14 protein-coding genes are annotated in these 18,659 nt (G+C 54.4%); 6 read left to right on the top strand and 8 right to left on the bottom strand.

Annotated elements, in window-relative coordinates:
* Positions 1 to 6: 6 nt before the first annotated feature.
* The 5 genes from BUB52_RS09295 to BUB52_RS09275 all read right to left on the bottom strand — a co-directional run bounded on the left by BUB52_RS09295 (position 7) and on the right by BUB52_RS09275 (position 7,702).
* Positions 7 to 3,222, bottom strand: a complete 3,216-nt coding sequence (locus BUB52_RS09295; protein ID WP_039950309.1) for a glycoside hydrolase family 2 TIM barrel-domain containing protein — start codon at positions 3,220 to 3,222, stop codon at positions 7 to 9.
* Between the two features lie 67 nt (positions 3,223 to 3,289).
* Positions 3,290 to 4,156: an alpha/beta hydrolase gene (locus BUB52_RS09290; protein ID WP_009120832.1), complete on the bottom strand. Its 867-nt coding sequence runs from the start codon at positions 4,154 to 4,156 to the stop codon at positions 3,290 to 3,292.
* 109 nt (positions 4,157 to 4,265) lie between these two features.
* On the bottom strand, positions 4,266 to 6,257 hold the full coding sequence (locus BUB52_RS09285; RefSeq protein WP_039950403.1) for an OPT family oligopeptide transporter: 1,992 nt from the start codon (positions 6,255 to 6,257) through the stop codon (positions 4,266 to 4,268).
* Positions 6,258 to 6,507: 250 nt separating this feature from the next.
* Positions 6,508 to 6,903, bottom strand: a complete 396-nt coding sequence (locus BUB52_RS09280) for a DUF1573 domain-containing protein (RefSeq protein ID WP_009120834.1) — start codon at positions 6,901 to 6,903, stop codon at positions 6,508 to 6,510.
* Between the two features lie 91 nt (positions 6,904 to 6,994).
* Positions 6,995 to 7,702, bottom strand: a complete 708-nt coding sequence (locus BUB52_RS09275) for a precorrin-2 C(20)-methyltransferase (RefSeq protein ID WP_009120835.1) — start codon at positions 7,700 to 7,702, stop codon at positions 6,995 to 6,997.
* A 122-nt stretch (positions 7,703 to 7,824) separates the two neighbouring features.
* On the opposite strand from BUB52_RS09275, the gene BUB52_RS09270 reads away from it, so the two are divergent.
* The 6 genes from BUB52_RS09270 to BUB52_RS09245 all read left to right on the top strand — a co-directional run bounded on the left by BUB52_RS09270 (position 7,825) and on the right by BUB52_RS09245 (position 14,176).
* The gene (locus BUB52_RS09270) at positions 7,825 to 8,682 is read left to right on the top strand and encodes an AraC family transcriptional regulator (RefSeq protein ID WP_009120836.1); all 858 of its coding nucleotides are present in this window, start codon (positions 7,825 to 7,827) and stop codon (positions 8,680 to 8,682) included.
* A gap of 94 nt (positions 8,683 to 8,776) precedes the next feature.
* The gene (locus BUB52_RS09265) at positions 8,777 to 9,367 is read left to right on the top strand and encodes a DUF417 family protein (RefSeq protein WP_009120838.1); all 591 of its coding nucleotides are present in this window, start codon (positions 8,777 to 8,779) and stop codon (positions 9,365 to 9,367) included.
* 4 nt (positions 9,368 to 9,371) lie between these two features.
* Positions 9,372 to 10,727, top strand: coding sequence for an FAD-dependent oxidoreductase (locus BUB52_RS09260; protein WP_009120839.1), 1,356 nt, complete (start codon positions 9,372 to 9,374; stop codon positions 10,725 to 10,727).
* A gap of 92 nt (positions 10,728 to 10,819) precedes the next feature.
* Positions 10,820 to 11,989 carry an ABC transporter substrate-binding protein gene (locus tag BUB52_RS09255; RefSeq protein ID WP_009120840.1) on the top strand — a complete coding sequence of 390 codons (1,170 nt, stop codon included), beginning with the start codon at positions 10,820 to 10,822 and terminating at the stop codon, positions 11,987 to 11,989.
* Positions 11,986 to 13,050: an iron ABC transporter permease gene (locus tag BUB52_RS09250; protein ID WP_009120841.1), complete on the top strand. Its 1,065-nt coding sequence runs from the start codon at positions 11,986 to 11,988 to the stop codon at positions 13,048 to 13,050. The genes BUB52_RS09255 and BUB52_RS09250 overlap by 4 nt, the downstream gene beginning before the upstream one ends.
* 103 nt (positions 13,051 to 13,153) lie before the next feature.
* Positions 13,154 to 14,176: an ABC transporter ATP-binding protein gene (locus BUB52_RS09245; protein ID WP_039950405.1), complete on the top strand. Its 1,023-nt coding sequence runs from the start codon at positions 13,154 to 13,156 to the stop codon at positions 14,174 to 14,176.
* 14 nt (positions 14,177 to 14,190) lie between these two features.
* On the opposite strand, the gene BUB52_RS09240 is transcribed toward BUB52_RS09245, so the two are convergent.
* Genes BUB52_RS09240 through cobM form a run of 3 tightly spaced genes read right to left on the bottom strand, consistent with a single transcriptional unit; the run spans position 14,191 to position 18,615 of the window.
* A complete protein-coding gene (locus tag BUB52_RS09240; protein WP_009120843.1) occupies positions 14,191 to 14,865 on the bottom strand; it encodes an outer membrane beta-barrel protein in 675 nt (224 codons plus the stop codon).
* The gene (gene cbiD, locus BUB52_RS09235; RefSeq protein WP_039950310.1) at positions 14,862 to 16,757 is read right to left on the bottom strand and encodes a cobalt-precorrin-5B (C(1))-methyltransferase CbiD; all 1,896 of its coding nucleotides are present in this window, start codon (positions 16,755 to 16,757) and stop codon (positions 14,862 to 14,864) included. Before cbiD ends, BUB52_RS09240 begins: the two co-directional genes overlap by 4 nt.
* Before the next feature lie 4 nt (positions 16,758 to 16,761).
* Positions 16,762 to 18,615 (bottom strand): precorrin-4 C(11)-methyltransferase, encoded by a 1,854-nt coding sequence (gene cobM / locus BUB52_RS09230; RefSeq protein WP_039950407.1) that lies wholly within the window; start codon positions 18,613 to 18,615, stop codon positions 16,762 to 16,764.
* Positions 18,616 to 18,659 lie beyond the last annotated feature (44 nt).

Here is an 18,659-nt window from a genome sequence, read left to right as displayed (position 1 = left end):
AACGGTTTAGTATTTATATATCAAACTCTTGAAATCCGTTTTCTTGTCGAACGGAACAATCGTAAAACCATAATCGATGGCATTCCACTTACCGCAGTATATCAGGTAAGGTTCATGAGCCAAAGCTCCCCAACTGTTGTCGCCGCCTACGCCCATCATGCGGTAATCCAAGAAGAAATCTACCGAATGTTCCGGTTGCGGATCGGTGAGGTGACGGTGGTTGGTCTTTTCGGTACGGGGAGAGCCGTTTTCGAGAGAGTCGCCGCTATCCAGGCTTTCCAGCGGATAGTTGGACACGTTCATTTCAAAAGTGCGGTCGGCTACAAACAGCAAGCCTTCTTGCGCCTTGTCGGTGAGGGTGCACCAATAGATGTCCGTGCGGTGGTTGTTTTCCTGCGGGCGGACATAAGGCTCGTACATGTCTTTGATGCCCGACGTGTATTCGCCGATGAACTGTGAAGTGCGGCGGTCGCGGTAATTCTCTTCCGGACCCCGGCCGTAGTAGGTCAGCGAGGTGATGCGGGCGGGCAGTTGCATGCGCAGCCCCACACGCGGTATCATCGGTGTCTGGGCATTCTCCGCGACGAAGCGGTTGTCCACCTTGATGACGCCGTTGCCGTACACCTTATACGTTATATCCCAGCGGGCATCGGTCTGCGGGAAGCGGTAGGTCACTTTTACCGCCGTAGTATCTTTGTCACGCGTTACGTTGAAGCTTTCGGCTTTCGGTTCCTGATAGCTGGCCTCTTTCCACGCTTTCAAACGTACGGGAAGCTTGGCTCCGTAATCATTGTCGGTAGGGGCGCGCCAGAAGAAGGGGCGGGGACCTTGTCCGTTGTGAATGAATTCCTGCTTCTTGTATTGATAAGATACTAACAGACCGCTTTGCTTGTCGAATGTGGCTTTGAAGTCTGCACCGGAGAAAATGACTTGCCGGCCATTGTCTTCCGAATCGGCGAATGCCTGCTTCGGGGCGTTTTCCTTGTGGAAAGTATATACATAGGTTTGTTCGCGCGCGATGACTGTACCTGCCGGAAGGAACGGCTCGGACGTACGGATGGCGGCATAGAACTCTATGCGTACGTCTCCGGTGGAGTTATTGACGACGGGAATGCCATTCAGGAACGGACTGGTAACGGTCTGTCCCGGTTCGGCTTTGATGTCCTCGATACGTCCTTTGTAAATCTCCTTGCCATGATGGCGGACGATATAATAAAAGTCGAATTTGTCGAGATTGGTAAAGGAGAAGTCGTTCCGTATCTTTACGACAAAGGCTACACGGTCGAAGTCGAAGAACTTGATGTTCTGATACACCTTTCTCATTTCCTCGGTCTGCGGCTTGACGCTGCGGTCGGGATATACCACACCGTTGATGCAGAAGTTGCCGTCGGACGGAGTACCGTACTCACCGTAATCGCCCCCGTACGTCCAGTATTTGCGGCCGCCAGCGGTCTTGGCGGCAAGTCCCTGGTCTACCCAATCCCAGACGCAACCGCCTTGCAGGATGGGATACTTCTCGATGATGTTCCAGTAATCCTGGAAGTTACCCAGGCTGTTCCCCATGGCATGGGCGTATTCGCAGAGAATGAGCGGGCGGGTCATTTCGGGGTCTTGCGCGTATTTCTCAATATGGGCGGGGCGGTGGTACATGGGGCAGAAGATGTCCGTATTCCATTCCGTCAGGGCGCGTTCGTATTGTACGGGGCGGCTGTCAAGCGCTTTCAGCGTGTTATAGGTGACGTAGAAGTTCAGACCGTTTCCCGCTTCGTTGCCCAATGACCAGATGATGATGCTCGGATGATTCTTGTCCCGCTCATACATATTCAGCGTGCGGTCTACATGGGCGTTCATAAACAGCGGATTGTTTCCCAGCGTGCCGCCTACGCTCAGATTGTAGCCCATTCCGTGGCTCTCGATATTGGCTTCGTCTATGACGTAGAAGCCATACCGGTCGCACAGCTCATAGAAACGTTCCTGTTGCGGGTAGTGGCAGGTGCGGATGGTGTTTATGTTGTACTGCTTCCAAAGCTCGAAGTCTTTCAGCATGAGCTCTTCGGGAACGTAATGCCCGGTGTATTCATTATGCTCGTGATAGTTGACGCCTTTCACGAGGATAGGTCTGCCGTTTACCATCAGTTGCTTGTCCTTTATCTCTACGGTACGGAAACCGACTTTGCAGCTGGTGGCCTCGATAACGTCGCCGTTGATATGCTTCAGGCTGATAACGAGCGTGTAGAGGTCGGGCGTCTCGGCTGTCCATTGCAACGGTGCTTCGATTGTCTTGGGGGTGAACTCCACTTCCGTCTGACCGTGACCCACACGGGTCGAGGACTGGGCGACCTGCCTGTCTTTGCTGTCCAGCAAGCGATAGCCTACGACGAACGGGACTTCCTTGTCGGTTTTGTTGGCGAACTTCACTTTCAGTTTCAGGATTCCGTTGCGATAATCTCCGTCCAGAGGCGTTTCGGCCTTGAAGTCCGTCAGATGTATTTGCGGGCGGGCATACATGTAAATATCCCGTTCGATGCCGCTGATGCGCCAAAAGTCCTGACACTCCAGATAGTTGCCGTCGGAAAAGCGGTGTACCTGTATGGCTATCACGTTCTCGCCCCTGTGGGCAAAGGACGTAACGTTGAAGCGGGCAGGGGTCTTGGCGTCTTTGTTCATGCCGACAAACTTGCCGTTGAGGTAGTAGAACGCCGCTCCGCGCACTCCGTCGGCGCTCAGGAAGATTTCTTTGCTCTCCCAATCGGCGGGCAGGGTGAAGGTGCGGCGGTAGGTTCCCGTGGGATTCCATTCCTTGGGCACGTACGGCGGATTGGGCTTATCCCAGTAAGGAGCGTAGCCGGAAGAGCAGAATTCGTACGGGTGGTTGACGTAGATGGGAGTGCCGAAACCCTGCACTTCCCAGTTGCCGGGGACGTCGATGTCCGGCCAGCGGCTTACGTCTGTCCGGGCATCCATGAAGTCGGTGGGGCGGTCGGTGAAGTTCTCTACGTAGTTGAACTTCCACTTTCCGTTGAGGGAGATGCGGAATGTTCCGTTCTTGCGGTCGTTGATGACGGCGTCCGCCTCGTTCGTATAAGAGGTAAAGGTACTGCGGGGCGGTTCTTTGTTGATGTTTGTCAGTCGGGGATTGGTGATTTGCGCGTACCGGTCTTCCTGCGCCGCGAGGGCGAGAGGAAGAAGGGCGGCAGCCATCAGTAGTCTTTGTATTTTCATGATAATGGAGTTTTAAGGTTTGAACGGGTTGACGATGGTTGTAATCGTGTTGTTTTCGGAAGTGCTGTTATTCCGGAAAGGCAAGTCCTTCCCTCAACCATTTTTCCAACTCGCCGGTCCATTGGCGCTTGTACGTGAAGTTGTCACGGAAGCCCCAGCCGTGGCCGCCAGTAGGATAGACATGCAGCGTGGCGGGTACTTTTTGTTCGCGCAGGGCGAGGAAGTAACCGATGCCGTTGATGGGCAGTACGGTTGCGTCATCGGCGGACAGCATGATGAAGGCTTGCGGGGTTTGGGGAGATACCTGCCGTTCGAGCGAGTATTTCTGTTCCAGTTCGTCAGAAGGAGCCTCGCCGATGAGGTTCTTGCGTGAACCGCCGTGAGTGACGCCTTTCAGCATGGAGATAACGGGATAGAACAGAATCTGAAAGTCGGGACGAGTGGCGTCACTGCCGTACAGTGTGGCAAGAGAGGCTGCCAGATGTCCGCCTGCGGATGCTCCCATGATACCGATACGGTTAGGATTGAGCCCCCATTCTTTGGCATGCCCGCGTACGAGGCGGATGGCTTGCTCGGCGTCCGACAGGGGAACTTCGTTGTGCCCGTTCGGCATGCGGTACTTCAGCACCGCATACGTGATGCCTTGCGTTGTAAACCAGGCTGCCATGTCGTGCCCTTCGTGGTTCATGGCGAGACGGCCGTATCCGCCGCCGGGACACATGATGACGGCCATACCGTTGGGTTTGGCCGGACGGTAGACGGTAATGGACGGATTGACCACATTGGCGACGCGTCCGCCTTTCAAATCTTCCTGCGCACCGGTCAGCCCGTTGGTATTGGGCGCACCGTCAGGCCACAACAGCAGTTCGACGGGTTTCTGCGCGGACAGTGCCGTCGCTGCGAATAAAAGGGATAGGAATAGTATTTTTCTCATGATGTTGAACTTTAATTTATATCAAATGAATATGTATAACCTGACTGTACATATTCATTTGATGAATATCGTTTTATATTGTCCGAGCTTATTTCAGTATCCTCGCGGCTTATTTTGTTTTCATCGAAGCTTTGACGAGATAGAATATCAGGATGGCATAAGCGCCCAGCGCCAGCACTTCGGACCATGTGTTGTTGAGCCATGCGTCGTTCACCAGGTTTACGCCGCCGAAGCGCATTGCCGCACTTACCACGCCCATCAGCGCGCCGCCTGCAATGAAACCGGATGCCAGCAGCGTACCTTTCTCACCGCGTTCTGCGTTGAGGGCTGCATCTTTGCTGCGACCGGTTACGTACCAGTTTACGGCGCCGCCCACCACCAACGGAACGTTCAGTTCCAGCGGGATGAACATACCCAGCGCGAAAGCGAGAGCCGGTATCTTACAAGCGTTCAGCACGATAGCCAACACCGCACCGATGCCGTACAGCAACCACGGGGCGCCCACACCGTTCATCAACGGTTCGATAACCGCCGCCATTGCGTTGGCCTGCGGAGCTGCCAGTTGTCCGCTGGTAAATCCGTAAGTCTTGTTCAGGATAATCATCACACCGCCCACGGTAGCCGCCGAAACGATTGTTCCGAGGAACTTCCACGTTTCCTGCTTGACGGGGGTGCTTCCCAGCCAGTAACCGATTTTCAGGTCAGTGATGAAACCGCCCGCCATAGACAGCGCCGTACACACCACGCCGCCCATCACCAAAGCCGCCACCATTCCGCCGGGGCCTTTCAAGCCTACCGCCACCATTACTACCGATGCAAGGATAAGCGTCATGAGCGTCATGCCCGATACCGGATTCGTACCCACAATGGCAATGGCATTGGCCGCTACGGTGGTAAAGAGGAACGAGATGCCCGCAACGAGCAGGATAGCCACCACCGTGTGCAGCAGATTGCCCTGCATCACGTCGAAGTAGAAGAACAGCGTAACCAGTATCAGCGTGATGATGGAACCGATGGCGATAATCTTCATGGAAAGGTCGCGTTGCGTACGCTTCACGCCGGCTTCCGCATCGGCCTTGCCGCCCATCTCTTTGGCGGCCAGTCCCACGGCGCTCTTGATGATGCTCCATGACTTGATGATGCCGATGATGCCCGCCATTGCGATACCGCCGATACCGATGCTCTTGGCGTAGTATTTGAAGATTTCTTCGGGAGACATGGCGCCTACGGTGGCGGTAATCTCCGGGTTCCATTGATTGAGCACGCTGTCGCCCCAGATGAGGGACATGCCCGGAATGATAATCCACCACACGGCCAGCGAACCGGCGCAGATGATGGAAGCGTATTTCAGTCCGACGATATATCCCAGACCCAGTACGGCCGCTCCGGTATTCACCTTGAATACCAGCTTGGCTTTCTCCGCCAGCATTTCGCCGAAGCCGCATACGCGGGTGGTGAAATTCTCGTTCCACCATCCGAAGGTGGCCACGATGAAGTCGTAAAGACCGCCGATGATACCCGCCATCAGCAACGGTTTCGCCTGGCTGCCGCCTTTCTCGCCCGATACAAGCACCTGCGTCGTTGCGGTCGCTTCGGGGAAGGGGTATTTGCCGTGCATGTCGCTTACGAAATATTTACGGAACGGGATAAGGAAAAGAATACCCAGCACACCGCCCAGCAGCGAGCTGATGAATACTTGCGCGAACGTTACGGTGATTTCCTGCGGATAGCTTTCCTGCAGGATATACAGTGCGGGCAGGGTAAAGATGGCGCCTGCCACGATTACCCCGGAACTGGCTCCGATGGATTGGATGATGACGTTTTCGCCCAGCGCGTTCTTGCGTTTGGCTGCGCCGGACACGCCGACGGCGATGATGGCGATAGGGATGGCCGCCTCGAATACTTGTCCCACTTTCAGTCCCAGATAGGCTGCCGCCGCCGAAAACAGAACCGCCATGGCGATACCCCACAGTACCGACCAGAGGTTCACTTCGGGATATTTCCTGTCGGGGCTCATCAAGGGGTTGTAGACTTCTCCCGGCTTTAGCTCCCGGAACGCATTTTCCGGCACGCCGGTCAGTTTCTCTTCTTCTTGTTTCATGATAGTTGTTTTATTTTTATTGTTATGATTGCGATATGTCTTGATTATCCGCTTTGTAAATGTGTAATTTCCGTCCTGCGGGATGAAATAAACCGTCTCACGAGACGGATTTATTCGTCTTACGGGACGATATTTTTTGTCCTGCGGGATAAATATTTTCATCCCGCAAGACAAATTTGTTATAGACTTCAAAGAAAGCAAAAAAAAGGAGAATTGAAAAATTCTCCTTTATTCTGTATCATAAAAACGTTTATTTGGCGTCTTTGGCGGTCATGTCGCCCTCAACGAACAGACGTATCATTTCGGTCTTGGCGTTGGTGCGCAGCGTAATGGACTTCTTGAAGTGTCCGGGATATTTGCCTGTACCGTTGTAGGTAATCTTGATGGTTCCGGTCTTGCCGGGCATCACCGGCTCTTGCGTGTATTCGGGCACCGTGCATCCGCAAGATGCCACGGCCTGGTGGATTACCAGCGGAGCGTCTCCTACGTTGGTGAATGTAAACGTGCAGCTTACCACCGGATTGTTCTCGGAGAATGTTCCGAAGTTATGGGTGGTCTTGTCGAATTTGATGTCCGCCCCGCCTTGTGCGCAGGCATAACCGATGCTCATAACCAGCATCAACATATAAAAAGCAAGTTTCTTCATGTCTTTATCTTTTTTAATTACACAAGGTGCAAAGGTAAGCCATTTCCGCAAAAATCACTCGTACTCTGTGCGAAATTGTATTAAATCGGTATCAGAAACCATTGTGACGGATGATGAGCAGGGAGAAATAAGGGAAACGGAGCGTTTCGAGCTGCTGCCTGTCGCTGATGTATTTCTCTTGCGGAGTGCCTACGTTCTCAAAATAACGGTAGTCGTATTCGGGATGCAGGCGGATGCAGCGGTGTACCTCGCCTGCGCATTGCGACAGCTTCATGATGACGACTGTGCTCCCCGACTGTATCAGCCGCTCTATCTCTTCGGCGGTGGTGATGCCGGGAATTACGGTCAGCCTCTCTTCCTGGCTGGCGATGTGCAGTCCGCCCCGCGCTCCGGCGGCGATGAAGGCGGGGATGCCGGCAATCTGTTCCACGGGGATGCCGGCGGCTTGCAGTTTCTCATATATATAATGTATAGAGGAGTAGAAGCCTGCATCGCCCTCTGCCACGACGGCCACTTTCCTGCCTGCGTGATGCAGGGAAAGGGCTTCGGCGTACACTCGGTCGTAGGCGTTGAGGGCGTCCGTCCGCTGCTTGCTCATGGGCAGGGAGAAGCGGCGGATATGGCCGGCGGGTATGTCGAGCCGGAGCATGATGTCGGCGGCACGTGAGAGGGGACGGCCGTCGCGGGCGGGCGTTTCGGGACAGAAGATGCAGTCGGCGGCTTGCAGGGCTTTCAGTCCTTTCAGGGTAATCAGTTCGGCTTCTCCGGGGCCGAGGGATACGAAGGTGATGGGGAACATTCTGTTTTACTGTTAATCCGGTTAGAAATAAAAAGGAATTTCGGGATGCAAAAGTCGGGAAATAATCGGTAGTAAACAAGATATTATTTATCTTTGTTATTTCTATCAAATAATCTGCGAGTATGGATTACCAACTGAATACACGCTTGAACGGCAATATCGCGATGACATCCCGCTTCCACGAAAGCAAGCCGCTGCAACGTGACAAGACTTTGTATAAGTTTCTGTGGGTGCAGGGCGGTACGCTTACCGTCGAGGTAGACCACATCCCCATGAAGCTGGAAAAGGACGAGATTATTACGCTTACCCCGCTGCATCATCTGGATATCAAAGAGGTGGAAGGCGAGTATCTGGCTTTTGTGTTCAACAGTAACTTCTACTGCATCTACGGGCACGACGACGAGGTGTCCTGCAACGGATTCCTGTTCTACGGCTCGTCCCGGGTGATGCGGTTGAAGCTGTCGGAAGAGCAGTCGTCCAACCTGCGCGACATAGTCCGGATTTTCCGTCAGGAGTCCGCCGTTAATGATAATCTCCGGGAGGAGATGCTGCGGATTGTGCTGAAACGTTTCATCATCACGTGTACACGCATTGCCCGTACACGGTTCGGTGTGGGGCGGGAGAATGAACAGACGTTCGATGTTATCCGCCGGTTCTATGTGCTGGTAGACAGTAACTTCCGCGAGAAGAAGCAAGTACGGGACTATGCCGATATGCTTTGCCGTTCGCCTAAAACGCTGTCCAATCTGTTTGCGGCCTGCGGATTGCCTTCACCGCTTCGCGTCATCCACGAGCGGACAGAGGCGGAAGCCAAGCGGCTGTTGCTGTACACGCGCAAAAGCGCTAAGGAAATCGGCTCTATCCTGGGCTTTGAGGACGTGGCCGCCTTCAGCCGTTTCTTCAAGAAAATGACGGGCGGGAGCGTGTCGGACTACCGAAAACAGGCACAACGGGAAGAATTGCCAACTGTTACGGAATAATTGCCATTCCGCAACCGGCCGGAAACAGGGATATTTGCAAAAACATTTCACCGGAGCCGTAACGTCTCTTCAGTGAACCTAAAACAACAAAGATATGAAAACGAAATTGCAAAACCTGTTTCTTGCGGCGCTGACACTGGCCGCTTCTTCCCAAAAGCAGGGTGTTAACCTCATCCGTGTGGCTATTCTTGTGATATTTGTATGGATAGGCGGTTTGAAATTCTGGAACTACGAAGCCGAAGGAATCGTACCGTTCGTGGCAAACAGCCCGTTCATGAGTTTCTTCTACAACAAGCCTGCGCCGGAGTACAAGGAATACAAGCTGAAAGAGGGCGAGTTCAACGAAGCCAAGCACCGGTGGCACGCGGAGAACAATACCTACGGTTTCTCCCGCGGCCTCGGCATACTGATTATGACAATCGGTATCCTTACCTTCCTGGGGATATTCTCTCCCGGAATCGGACTGGCAGGAGCCGCGCTCGCCCTCATAATGACTGTCGGCACGCTTTCGTTCCTCGTCACCACCCCCGAGGTGTGGGTTCCCGATTTGGGAAGCGGAGAGCATGGCTTCCCCTTGCTGACCGGAGCCGGACGACTGGTCATTAAAGATACCGCCATCCTTGCCGGAGCCATCGTGGTGCTGGCGGACAGCGCGAAAAGAGTATTGAATCGATTAAAGAAATAAGAGTATGAAAAAGTATGATGCTATTATTATCGGCTTTGGAAAAGGCGGCAAGACACTCGCTGCCGAGCTGGCGAAACGGAACTTTACTGTTGCCATGATAGAACGTTCGGATAAGATGTACGGCGGTACGTGTATCAATATCGGATGTATTCCGACCAAGACGCTGGTACATTCGGCGGAGCTGGCGGATAAGAGCGCGTCCTGGGAACAGAAACAGGCGTACTACCGCCGTTCCGTGGCAAAGAAAGAGGAAGTGACCTCTTTCCTGCGTCAGAAGAACTACCGCAATCTGGCAGACCATCCCAATATAGCGGTATATACGGGTACGGGTTCTTTCATCGCCCCCGATGCGGTGGAGGTACGCATGGCGGAAGAAACGATCCGGCTTCAGGCGCCGCGGATATTTGTCAATACGGGAGCCGAAACCGTCATTCCGCCTATCGAGGGGATAAAGGACAATCCGAAGGTGTACACCAGCACTTCCATCATGGAACTGACGGAGCTGCCCAGGCGTCTCGTCATCGTGGGCGGCGGATATATCGGCTTAGAGTTCGCCTCAATGTACGCTTCTTTCGGTTCGCAGGTGACGGTGCTGGAAAGCTCTTCCGAACTGATAGCCCGCGAAGACCGTGACATTGCCGCCAGTGTGCAAGAGGTGCTGGAGAAGAAAGGCGTAACGTTCCGTCTGAATGCCCGTGTGCAGTCCGTGGACGGTACGGCGGTTGTCTGCCGGGATGCCGTGACGGGCGAGGTGCTGCGGCTGGATGCGGATGCTATTCTTCTGGCTACCGGACGCCGCCCCAATACCGCAGGATTGAACCTGTCTGCGGCTGGGGTGGAGGTGAACGAGCGGGGCGCTATCATCGTGAACGAGCATTTGCAGACCACCAATCCCAATATCCGCGCCATCGGCGATGTGAAAGGCGGTTTACAGTTCACCTACATCTCGCTGGACGATTATCGCATTCTCCGCGAGGATTTGTTTGGAGCGGGCGAGCGTAAGGTGTCCGACCGTGAGCCGGTGAGCTATTCGGTATTTATAGACCCGCCGCTTTCACGCATCGGCATGAACGAGGACGAAGCCCGCAAGAAAGGCTTGAACATCAAAGTAAACAAACTCCCCGTCGCCGCCATTCCCCGTGCCCGTACATTGGGCAATACGGACGGGCTGTTCAAGGTGGTGGTGGATGCCGATACCGATAAGATACTGGGCTGTACCCTGTTCGGAGCGGAGTCGGGCGAAGTCATCAATCTGGTGGCAATGGCCATGAAGACGGGGCAGGAATATACTTTCCTGCGCGATTTCATCTTCACGCATCCCAGCATGAGCGAGGCGTTGAACGATTTGATGAACTTGTAGACTCTTTTTCTTTGGCGATTTGTGCGGGGAGAGTTTGCGTATCTCCCCAAAATTGCCGAATATTGTGCTCTGAAATATAAAACCGAATAATCATGACCAGATTACCTCTCATGGGTATTGCATTCGCGTGTGCATTGTCTATGACTTCCTGCGGCGCGAAGTCCCGGCAAGCGTCCGGCGATTCCGGTTCCGCGGCTGTTGCGGTCTCCGTTACGGACACCGCTTCCGCAATTGTTCCCGTCTACGCCAAAGGCTATACGGTGAAATATCTGCCGGGAAATGTACGCTTGGTGGACATACGCGACCCTCAGAAAGAAGAGGGGAATACTTTCCGGTATGCCTTGGTTCCGAAGGGCGCTAAGCCTGCCGGTATCCCCGACGGCTATACCGTGATAGAAACTCCGGTGAAGCATGCCATCTGCATGACTTCCCTGCAACTGTCCAACTTCATCCGTTTGGATGCCTGCGACTACGTGGCGGGCATCACCAGTACCCGCCACCTGTTCAACAAGGAGATGAAAGAGCGTCTGAAATCGGGGAAGACATCCAAAATAGGGATTGAGGGGAACTTCGATAATGAGGTGATTATGAGCATAAACCCCGATGTCATCTTTATCTCTCCTTTCAAGCGGGGCGGATATGATGCCATGCGTGAGACAGGCATTCCGCTGGTTCCGCATTTGGGATATAAGGAGATGACTCCGCTGGGACAGGCGGAATGGATAAAGTTCATCGGCATGTTCATCGGCCGGGAAGCAGAGGCGAATGCCGGGTTTGCCGGGATAGAGAAACGGTATAACGAGCTGAAAGAGCTGGTGGCCGGTGTGAAAAGGCGTCCTGTGGTGTTCAGCGGTGAAATGCGTGGCGGCAACTGGTATGCGGTAGGCGGAAAGAGTTTCCTCGCCGAGCTGTTTCGTGATGCCGGGGCAGACTATTTCCTGAAAGACGACCCTCGTTCGGGGGGCGTGACACTGGATTTCGAGACGGTGTACAGTCAGGCGGAGAGCGCCGACTACTGGCGCATCGTCAACAGCTATGACGGAACATTCTCTTACGACGCCTTGAAGTCCTTAGACCCTCGCTATGCCGACTTTCGCGCTTTCCGTGAGCAAGGGGTAATCTACTGCAATATGCGTGAGAAACCCTTCTATGAGAGTATGCCCATGCAGCCCGAGGTAGTCTTGGAAGATTTGATTCATGCTTTTCATCCCGACCTGCTTCCCGATTACAAACCCACTTATTACGAGCGACTGAACCGATGAAAAGACCTGCGCTGCCGTTGATGCTCCTTATACTGGCATCCATCTTCCTGTTCTTTTTGCTGAACCTGTTGCTGGGCTCCGTCCATATCCCGTTTGGCAAGATATGGGAATTGCTGTGGGGGACGGGAGCGGCTTCCACCCCCGATATGATGAGCAATCAGGAAGTTATCTGGAGCAATATCCTTTGGAAAAGCCGTGTGCCGCAGGCTCTTACGGCGTTGGTGGCGGGAGCGGGGCTTTCGGTCAGCGGTTTGCAGATGCAGACGGTGTTCCGTAATCCGCTGGCAGGACCTTCGGTGCTGGGCATCAGTTCGGGAGCGAGCCTGGGAGTAGCCTGCGTGGTGCTGCTGTCCGGCGCTATGGGCGGTGTGGCGCTGAGCCGTCTGGGATATATGGGAGAGGTGGCGCTCTCCGTCGCCGCCATTATCGGGGCATTGTCCGTGATGGCGCTGATAGTCTACGTCTCCCAGAAGGTAAAGGGAAATGTGACGCTGCTGATTATCGGCGTGATGATAGGCTATGTGGCAAGCGCCATTATCGGCGTACTGAAATACTTCAGTGTGGAAGAGGATATCCGGGCATACGTCATCTGGGGGCTGGGCAGCTTTGCGCGCGTCTCCGGCGACCAGATGCTGCTGTTTGTCTGCATTATGGCGGTGTTGCTGCCCTTGTCGTTCCTGCTGATAAAGACCATGAACCTGTTGCTGCTGGGCGACGGCTATGCACGCAACCTGGGACTGAACATCAAGCGGGCGCGCCTGCTCGTCATATCCTGTTCCGGAGTGCTGGTGGCCATTGTCACCGCCTACTGCGGGCCTATTATGTTTATCGGGCTGGCAGTGCCTCATTTGTGCCGCGCCATCTTCCATACGTCCGACCATCGCATCCTGATGCCCGCCACCTTGCTGGTAGGCGCCGCATTGGCGTTGGTGTGCAATCTGATTGCCCGTATGCCGGGATTCGAGGGGGCGTTGCCCGTCAATTCGGTGACTGCGCTGGTAGGCGCTCCGGTGGTTGCGTCCGTACTTTTCAGAAAGAGAAAAGGGGAGCTGAACGAATGAAAATGTCAGGTCTGTCAAAACGGGTGTATCAAGTATGTCAAACGGGCGTATCAAGTACGTCAAACGACCATATCAAGTATATCAAACTGTAATATCATATATATTGAAGAACGAGACTATACATATCGAGAATCTCTCTATCGGTTATCCCGGTAAGAGTGATGTGAAGGTAGTGGCGGACGGCATCTGCGCCGGCATCAACAGCGGCGAGCTGACCTGCCTGCTGGGTGCCAACGGAGTGGGTAAGTCCACATTGCTCCGTACCCTGTCCGCTTTCCAGCCCAAACTGGGTGGAGAGATACGTATCCAAGGAAAAGAGATTGAATCCTATACCGACAAGCAACTGTCGCGCGTTATCAGCGTAGTGCTGACGGAGAAATGCGACATCCGCAACATGTCCGTTACGGAGCTGATAGGACTGGGACGCAGCCCTTATACAGGCTTTTGGGGGACGCTTACCAAAGAGGACAGGCATATAGTGGAGTACTCCGTTTCCCTGGTCGGTATTTCTCACCTTGCGCATCGGATGGTGCATACGCTGAGCGACGGCGAGCGTCAGAAAGTCATGATAGCCAAAGCGCTTGCGCAGGAAACTCCTGTGATTTACCTGGACGAGCCTACCGCCTTTCTCGACTTTCCCAGCAAGGTGGAAATGATGCAACTGCTGCACCACCTCAGCCGGCAGACGGACAAGACCATTTTCCTCTCCACGCACGACCTCGAACTGGCTCTGCAAATAGCCGACAAAATCTGGCTCATGGACAAGGCGAACGGTGTCACCATCGGTACTCCCGAAGACCTGTCGCTGAACGGCAGCCTTAGCAGCTTTTTCGCCCGCAAGGGCATCGTGTTCGACTTGGAAACCGGATTGTTCCGTGTAGACAATGAATATACCTCTCAGATACGTCTGTCGGGTCATGGGCAGAGATACGCCATGGTGCGCAAAGCCTTGCAGCGCAACGGCGTCCTCGCCAACCGCAACGTAGAGTCGGACACCTGTATCGAGACAGGCGATTTGAAGGGAGACGGCACTTTTGTCCTGCATCGTCCCGGTGAAGAACCGGTGCGCCTTACCAGTATCGAGGATTTATTGGCGAAGCTCCATGAGCGCTCGCTTTGTAAATAGCAGTCATCCGGCCGTTATCGGAATTTATATCCTACGGTAAAGAATGAAGCGAAGTTTCGGGGCAGGTAGTTATGGAACTCTTCCGTATCTATTACCTGCCTCAGTTGCTGATTGACCTTTACCAGCCCCACCTGTGCCTCTGCACCGATGACGAGCTTGCGGTATTCCAAAGCGATTCCCACTACGATACCGCCGTCCAACCGCCGGTTTCCGGCATTATTCTCCAGGACGCAACCAAACGTATCCATCTTGAACCGCCTGTTTCCGTCGGCGGAGCTGCCGCTGTAATAATACGGGATGCTGCCGGATGTCTTTCCGCCCACACCGCAGGCGATGTACGGGCCGACATTCAGCGAGGCGTGGTAATCCTTTCCCAACGGCAGCCTTGCGGCTACCCTGACGGGTATCTGCAAGTACAGCTCGTTCATCCCGGCGTTCCGCACGTAGTCCATATCATCCCTGCCGCCTATGGATACAAATTCCAACGCGGATTGCAGCGCCCAGGTCTTATTCAACGCGTATTCCGCGCCTATCCCCGCTTTGCAGGCTATTTGCGTATCACTGCCGGAGTGCTTTCCGTAAAGGCGGGAAGTTCCGATTCCCGCCTCTGCATAAAAGGAGATAGGTGACTGCGCCCGGACGGCCGATGTGGCGACCGCCATGCACATTATCATCAATGCCTTTTTCATACATATATCTTTCCGTCTTCACCGATTAATAAAATCGTGAGCTCTCCGTCGGGCAACAGGGGAGCGCAGCACTGCCCGCAAAGCTCTATCAATAGCTTGGCGAATGTTTCCAGCTTTTCCGCGGGAATGATGTCCCATAACTCCCGCGCCAGATTCATCTTCCGGATAGCGGCCGATACGTCTTCGCCGCATTCCGCCCGGCGGGCTATGTCCTGAATGAAGTCCTTGTTCATCACAACCTTCTTGCTATGGGTATCGAGGTGGCCTTCCGCCAGTTTCACGGCTTTGCCTATCATTACTCCCAGCGTGACGCGGGGCAGTTTCAGCTCGTCGGCTATCTTCAGCGTCTCGCCGATGAAGTTGCCGTAATGTACAAAGGCCTGTACCGGCAACCCGGGATAGTAGGCCTTGATGTACCGTTCGCTCTTTGCCCCGGAACTGATAACCACACGCGGGCTGTCCGTGGCGCGCGCCACTTCCATCGACTTGCGGATAGAGCTTACGAACGCCTCGCTGGAGAACGGCTTCACGATACCCGACGTACCGATGATGGATAGTCCCCCCTCTATGCCCAGACGGGGATTGAAGGTACGCTTGGCTATTTCCTCGCCGCCGGGTACGGAGATGGTCACAACGATGGGATTGCTCATTTTAGGCACGCCGACATAGCTGAGGTACATCCTTACATTCTCCTCTATCATCTTGCGTGGCGTGGGATTAATGGCGGGCGCTCCCAATTCCAGTCCTAATCCCGGCATGGTGACGATACCTATTCCTTCTCCGCCGGCGATGATGATGTTATAATCGTCTTGCTGCTTTCCACTGTTCACCTCGTCCATATTGAACGGCAGGGCGATATTCACCTTAATCTGCATTCCGTTGGTAATGTCGGGGTCGTCTCCCGCGTCTTTTATGACGCAGGCTTCCGATTCCACCATCCAGTTGTCGTTGACGGAACTGGAACGGGGACGTTGCTTCTGAGGCTCTACGGGAACTCCTATCATCTCTCCATTGGGCAGGGTTACTATAAACTCCGGGGGACGGGGAGTTCCGTCGAGGTTGAATATATCCCATATGGCTGCTGCGGCCGCTGCGGCCGCGCATGTTCCCGTGGTGAACCCGCTGCGCAGGTCATAGAATCCGGGATGGTACAGCTCTACCATTCTTCGCAGACCGTGTCGCCCGTTTACGGGCAAGAGATTGGGTTGGAGCGGCGGACGCTTTATGATGAAGATGCGGATGCCCAGTTCCTGGGCTGCTTCCACCTTCTCGGAAAATCCGCCGGAAGCGCCGCTTTCTTTGATTACGATAGCATCGGGACGTATCTGCCGTATCAGCAGGCGTTCGTCTTCTCCGGCATGGTAGTAACGCAAATATTCTTCGGGGAATGCCTCGCTTCTCGCCAATTCGCGTGAACTCTCACGGTCGAGGATACGGAAATAGCAGCGGCAGCTTTCCTGCCAGAGCGCTTTCAGTTTGCCTATACTCTTTACTCCTGTCAGCGCCAGTAGTATGTAGACCTCTTCCTTCTTTATCTTTTGGACGGCGTCTTCAAAACTGTCGCACCATACGATACCGTCATGCTTTTCTATGCGGGGGTAAATGCGGTCGTAGAGGATGGCCGGAATCTGAAGCTTGTCGGATACGTCGTTGACGTTCCTGTGCAGCTCCTCGGCAAAAGGATGCGCGGCATCTATCAACAGTGAAATGTTCTCTTTACGGCAGAAAGATTCCATAGCGTCTTTATCCATGCCACCTTGCAGGCGGATGCCGTTATGCAGAGGAATGTCTTGTTCGTAACCCTTGGTTGAATAATAGAAGGGCTTTCCAGCTTCCTCAAGTGTTTGGACGGCTATGCGTCCTTCGGTTGTACCGCCTAATACTAATATCATTTTTTTATTTTCTAAATAAGTGTTTGAATTCGTGTGCATACAGTCGCGACAGTCCTTCGCGATTGCCGATAGCCTCGCCTACGACAATCATGGTTGTCAGGGTCAGGTTATTCTCTTTTACTATCCGTGCAAGGTCTTTCAGCTTTCCCCGGAAGATGCGTTCGTCCGGCCAGGTGAGGTGATAGCATACGGCTACGGGGGTTGTTTCCGGGTACTCTTGCAGAAGTTCCGCCTGTACCTGTTCCGCGATGCCTGCGCTGAGGAAGATGCACATGGTGCTTTGCGAGCGTGCCATGAGGTGCAGTTTCTCCCGTTCGGGCATAGGAGTCCGTCCTTCGCCGCGGGTCAGTATGATGCTCTGTACTTTCTCCGGAATGGTGAACTGCGACTTCAGAGCCGCCGCCGCTGCCTGGAAAGAAGATATGCCCGGCGTGATGTGATAGCTCATGCCGTATCGGTCGAAGTAGTTCATCTGTTCCTGTATCGCTCCGTAGATGCAGGGGTCGCCCGTATGCAGGCGCACGATGAACTTTCCTTTGTCGTAGAACTCTTTCATCAGCGCGAACTGTTCTTCCAAATCCATGGAAGCGGAGCTGCGCACCGTTGCGCCCGGTTTGGCGCAAAGCGTCAGCTCACGGGGCACGAGGCTGCCTGCATAGAGGATGAGGTCGGCCTTTTCCAGCATCTCCCGTCCCCGTACGGAGATAAGGTCGGGGTCACCGGGGCCTGCGCCTACAATCTCGATGTGTCCCCGGCGCAAGGCGCGGATATTTATAGCGGCGGCTACCGTATAGTTCCCGCCTTTACGTTTCGGCATTATCAGCTCACTGTTGCCGGAAGACAGCAACGCTGCCGCCTCGCTCACGCTGGGCGTACCCATGTGCTTCATCACGGTTTTGCTGGGATGCGGCACGTCTGTCGCCGCCAGCTCTTCGGCCGTATAGAAACAGACGTCGTATTCCTTTTGGAGCGACTTCACCACCGGCTCGTCACGCTTGGCGTCAATCGTAGCGATGGATGCGATGGCCTGTCGGGGAATGCCGTATTCTTTCAGCCTGTCCAGAATCTCTTCCGTCACTTCCTTCACAGGCCCGGCCTGGCGGGCAAGTCCGATGCCGACGTGTACCATTCGCGGCACATAGCAGATAGACGGCGTCCCCTCTATGTAATGCACCTGCGGCGAGACGCACAGCACCAGTTGGAAGCGGGATACCTCGATGTCTTTCAGACGATAGAACACCTCTACATGAGGGGGAAGATGCGCTTCCAGCCAGTCAGTACCCTTGTCGCGGACTTCCAGCAGCAGCGCGGTGGGCTTTCCGCTTACGAAGAGGCGGATAGGCTCGTTCATGCACGCCTTCATCTTCTCCTCGCGAGTTTGGGCGAGCTCCGCCAGCCGCAGGGCGGAAGCATCCACATTGAGTATCGGGAACCAGCCGAAACGCCCGGGCAGTTTGTCCAACGCCCACAGTCCGGTAAGGTCGCTTTGGGTGGTTATCACGGGCTCGGCTCCCAATGCGCCGGCTATCGCTGCGGTCAGTTCGTTGGCTCCGCCGATATGTCCGGACAGGACGGAGATGGCGTATCTGCCCGTACTGTCCACGCAGATTACGGCGGGGTCGGTGTACTTATTCTTCACGCAGGGGGCGATGGAACGTACGCAGATGCCCATGGCTCCGATGAAGATAAATGTGTCGTAACGGTTGAAGTTCTCGGCAGTAAAGCTGCCGGTCGATTCGATGTGCGTACATCCGTCTTCATGGCGCGGGGTGAAAATCTCCGCTTCGGGAAACTCCTTGAGCAACAGCCGCGCAGAAGCCAGTCCCGCTTCCGAGACGAGCATGATGGCCGTCTTCATGCGGGGAGCGTCCGCTTTCATAACAGGTATGTCTGTTTTCATAA

This window comes from Bacteroides clarus YIT 12056 (assembly GCF_900129655.1).
Taxonomy (GTDB): domain Bacteria; phylum Bacteroidota; class Bacteroidia; order Bacteroidales; family Bacteroidaceae; genus Bacteroides; species Bacteroides clarus.
The sequence above is the reverse complement of the archived record's forward strand: the minus strand, read 5'-3'. Positions and strand labels throughout refer to the sequence as shown.